2 protein-coding genes are annotated in these 4,252 nt (G+C 73.2%); one reads left to right on the top strand and one right to left on the bottom strand.

Annotated features, from left to right (window positions below; translation table 11 throughout):
- Positions 1-112 precede the first annotated feature (112 nt).
- Positions 113-1,615 carry a PQQ-binding-like beta-propeller repeat protein gene (locus tag ACFW2E_RS42525; RefSeq protein WP_384476228.1) on the bottom strand — a complete coding sequence of 501 codons (1,503 nt, stop codon included), beginning with the start codon at positions 1,613-1,615 and terminating at the stop codon, positions 113-115.
- Positions 1,616-2,073: 458 nt separating this feature from the next.
- Here ACFW2E_RS42525 and ACFW2E_RS42520 point away from each other — a divergent pair.
- Positions 2,074-4,252 (top strand): SCO5717 family growth-regulating ATPase (locus ACFW2E_RS42520; RefSeq protein WP_384476225.1); only part of this gene is annotated, 2,179 nt, incomplete at its 3' end.

The raw sequence follows: 4,252 nt of genomic DNA, 5'->3' as shown, positions 1-4,252 counted from the left end.
CCCGCCCCCGCGCCCCCGGTCCTCTACCGCCGCGTCCCCCGCTCACTACTGGGGGGCTCCCGTTCCGGCCCCCCCCATTTTGGTTCCCGCGCCCCGAGGGTGCCGGTGCCGGTCAGTGCTTCAGGCCGGCACTTCCGAAGCCGATCGCCATGAGGACCGGATCCTTGGGGGCCTTGTCGTCATGGACCAGTTCCCGCTGGCCGAAGAAGACCCGTCCCTGCTCGAAGACGATGTCCGACTCCGTGGGGTCGCTCAGGTTGCTGTCCTCCTCGTCCGGCAGCTGGAAGAAGAGCAGCGGCGTCTCCTTGTCCGTGCGGGCGTTCCAGCTGACGACGGCCGCCGGCGCGGAGACCCCGGCTCCCTGCCGGTAGACGAGGAGTTCGTCGCCGCTCATCCGCAGCGGATAGACCATCTGGAGTTCCCGGCCGTCGAACTTGCCCTGGCTCCGGCCGGTCTTCAGGTCGAAGGCCACGATCCAGTCCGACGGCTGGTTGTTGGCGATGTTCTCCTTGCTCATGACGTAGGCCTGGGTCCGCCCGACGACCAGGCCGTCGCAGTTCTCCAGGACACCGAAGTACGGCGCGAGGAAGTAGCGCTCGCCGCACTTGGCGTCGTAGCCCGACAGCGAGATGGTGGCGCGGCGACGGCCCCGGCCGTCCAGCGAGAGCAGATCGGTCACCTTGCTGTCCCCCGCCGCCACCGCGACCACGGGCGGGTCGGAGGAGGGCAGGTAGACGGTGGTGACCCCGCTCGCGACCTTGTAGGTCCACCGGGTCCTGCCGGTGCGCGGGTCGAGCTTCTGCACCTCGTACGTGGCCTCGGGCCCCTCGCCGCAGCTGACCAGGGCGAGCAGCGCGCGGCCGCCGGCGTATCCCTTGTCCTCGCACCGGGAGACGGTCGTGCTGTCCCAGAGCCGCCTGCCGTCCTTCATGTCGTACGCCACCGAGCCGTGACCCCAGGCCACGGCGACGACGCCCTTGGTCAGGGTGAGGTTGGTGTTGGTGACGAACGCCCGCTGCGGCGAGGGCATCTTCTTCTGCCACAGCTTCTTGCCGGTGTTCAGGTCGAAGAACACCACCTGGTCGCAGACGCCCTCCTGCTTGGAGCCCTTGGCGTGCGGCGGCTGGATGACCACGGCGGTGCGGCCGTCGGCGGTGACGTGCCTGCTGGTGGCGCAGATATGGCCGTCCAGCTTCAGGGTCCAGGCCGTCTCGTCGTACGGCGGTTTGATCCTGAGGCCCACGATCCGGTTGGCGACACCACGGGCGAGGATCTTCTTGGTGGCCCAAGTGCCGGGCGCGTAGCGCGGATTGGTGTCGGAGTTCGCGGAGAGGCCCTCCTCGTCGTGTTCGAGGGCCAGCCGTCCCTCGGGCGAGCCGGGGACCTTCTCGACCGATTCCCTGACGGCGTCGGGGCTCTGGGGAGCGGCCGCCGCCCCCTTGCCACTGGCGTGCCCGCTGTCGTCCCCCGCGGACGACAGGAGCAGACCTCCGGCACCGAGACCGAGGACCACGAGGACGGCCAGACCTCCCAACAGCCGCTTGCGACGGCGCTTGTGGGTGTCGGCGGCGAGTGCGGATTGTGTGTAGACGGACGGGGGTGGGCCGAAGCTCACGCGAAGGGATCCTTTTCTGCTCTGCCGGAATGCGCCGTGGCGGGACTCGCACGTCACGGCCGCCGGGGGCGCGCATGATCGGCCCCACTATGCCCGTGAATCCTCTTACGGGGCACGTCGGTTCGAGCCCGGCCACGATCACCTCTCTCCATGTTCCGTCGGACTTGTTCATAAAATTCGTCCGGATTGTGCATCAATACGCTGACTCTGTAGGGCACTTACGGGCAGCCCGTGACCGGGTGGGCGGGTGCTCGGGGGTGGACGGGCCTGCCGAGGTGGGGCGTGCGGTGATTAGGCTGGGACCGGGCGCCATGCCAGAACCCGTGGACCGGGCGTCGGCGGCCCAGGGGGAGAGCCGGTGGATCGGACTACCTCGAACGACTACGGACGACTGAGAACCACACGAACATGGTCGCCCCGGCACGGCATGAGGGTGCTCGACCACACCAGGAGGAACTGTGAGCAGCGATCGGGACGGGATCCGCGGGGGCTGGGCCACACCCGGCGATGACCAGCCCGACGCCGAGTCCGCCATCGAGACGACCGGCGAGTTCACCATCGACTACGCGCCGCCCGCCTGGTACACGCAGAACGCGTCCGGGCCCTCCGGGGATTCGGACCGGGAGCCTGGTGCGAGCGGGGCGGCCGGGGTTCCGGCAGGGGCGGCCGGGACGTCTCCCTCTTCCTTCCCTGGGCAGACGGGGCCCGGGGTTTCGCCGTTCCCGCCGGGCGCTCCGATTCCGGGCCTGACTCCTCCTCCGCACGCGACTCAGACGGCCGGGGCCACGGGTGCTCCGGGCACTCCGGCTCCCGGGGCTCCGTTCACGCCGCCTCCGCCGGCGCCCGCACCGGGTGCGCCCTTCGCTCCGCCGGCTCCTCCGGCCGCCGGGCCCGGGGCTGCCTTCACGCCTCCGGCTCCTCACGCTCCGGCCCCCGGGGCGCCGTTCACGCCGCCCGCGCCGCAGGGTGGAGGCCCTGTTGCCGTACCGAGGCTGCCGGTGGGGAGCGGGTTCGAGCCCCAGCCGCAGGGGGAGCCTGCGGCGCAGGGGGGCGCGGATCCCGCGTCGCCCACGGCTGTGCCGAACATTCCGTCGGGCGGGTACCAGAATCAGTGGGCTCCGTCCGCGCCGCCCTCGGCTCCGCCGGCGGCTCCGGCCGCGCCTGAGCCGGAGTCCGGCACCGGTGACCTGGAGAGCGGCGCGACCATGCGGTTCTCCACGGCCGCACTGAAGCGCGAGATCGCGGAGCGCACTGCCGAGGCCGAAGGCAAGGGCGCGGGCACGGCTCCCGTGGCGGACGCCGCTGTCGAGCCCGAGAAGGGTGAGTCCGAGACGGATGCCGAGCAGGCGGGCGAGGGCGGCACCGACGCGGGTGCGGCCGGGTCCGTCGAGTCCGAGGACGCCGTGAGCGAGGCCGAGACCGAAGCTGAGGCCACGCAGGACGCACCACAGGTCTCCGCTCCCGTGGCCGAGGAAGCGAACGTGGACGCGGAGTCCACGGGGGCCGAGGCCGGGACCGCCGACGTCGAACCCACCGGGGACGTTTCGCCTCAGGAAGACGTCGAGCCGGTGGACACGGACGGCGCGGACGAACCGGCTCAGGAAGCGGTCGCGGCCGACGACGAAGCCTCCGGAGCCGACGACAGCGTCTCGGCCGACGCGGCGAAGCCCGCGGAAGCCGAGTTCGTCGAGGACGAGGACGAAGACGAAGCCGCAGTCGAAGACGAGGACGAAGACGCCGTCGAAGACTCGTCGCCGCAGGACTCCGCCCCCGGGGACATAGGGCCCTCCGACGTCGAGCCCCCGGACGCCGCACCCGCCGACGCCGTACCGCAGGGCAGCACGCCCGCGGACAGCGCCCCTCAGGACGCCGTTCCGGTCGTTCCGGCCCCGGCCGCCCCGCAGGACACGCCGCCCGCCTGGGCTCCCGCGGCGGCCCCGCAGGGCGGGTTGCCGCCGCTGCCGCCGTCGTACCAGCCCGCCGCGCCCGCTCCCGCGGTCCAGTGGCCCGCACAGCCCTCGCCCCAGCAGCCGGACCCGATGCCCGGACAGCCGCAGCCCGCGGCCGCGCAGGGCCCGTCCGCCGTGCCGCCGGCCCCGCAGTCGCCGTTCCAGCCCCAGGCACCGCAGCCCGCACCCGCCGCCTGGAACCAGCCGGCCGCCCCTCAGTCCGGCCAGCCGTACGCCCCCGGCGTTCCGGCGGCCCAGCAGCCTCCGGTACCGCAGGCACCCGTCACACCTGCCCCGCAGAGCGGCTACGGCTTCCCGCAGCAGGGCACCCAGGCACCGCAGCAGCCCAACCCCCAGCAGGGATACGGCTTCCCGCACCCCGGCGCCCCCGCACCGACCACACCACAGCCCCCGGCCCCGGCCCCGCAGCCGGCCGACGCCGCGCCCCAGGCACCCACGCCTCAGGCCGGATACGGCTTCCCGCACCCCGATGGCCACACCCCGCCGACGCCGGGCGGGTACGGCTTCCCGCAGCAGGGCGCCCAGGCACCGCAGCCTCCGGCCCCGCAGCCCGCGCAGAGCCCGGCCGCTGCCCCGGCACCCGGGGCCCAGGCCGCGGGTCAGCCTGCCGGGTACGGGTTCCCGCAGCCCGACGCCCCGCAGAGCCAGGGCCTGCCCGGTCAGGTAC

It is taken from the genome of Streptomyces sp. NPDC058964 (genome assembly GCF_042741275.1).
GTDB lineage: Bacteria > Actinomycetota > Actinomycetes > Streptomycetales > Streptomycetaceae > Streptomyces.
Note: the sequence above shows the minus strand (reverse complement) of the source record. Positions and strands in the feature narration are given on the sequence as shown.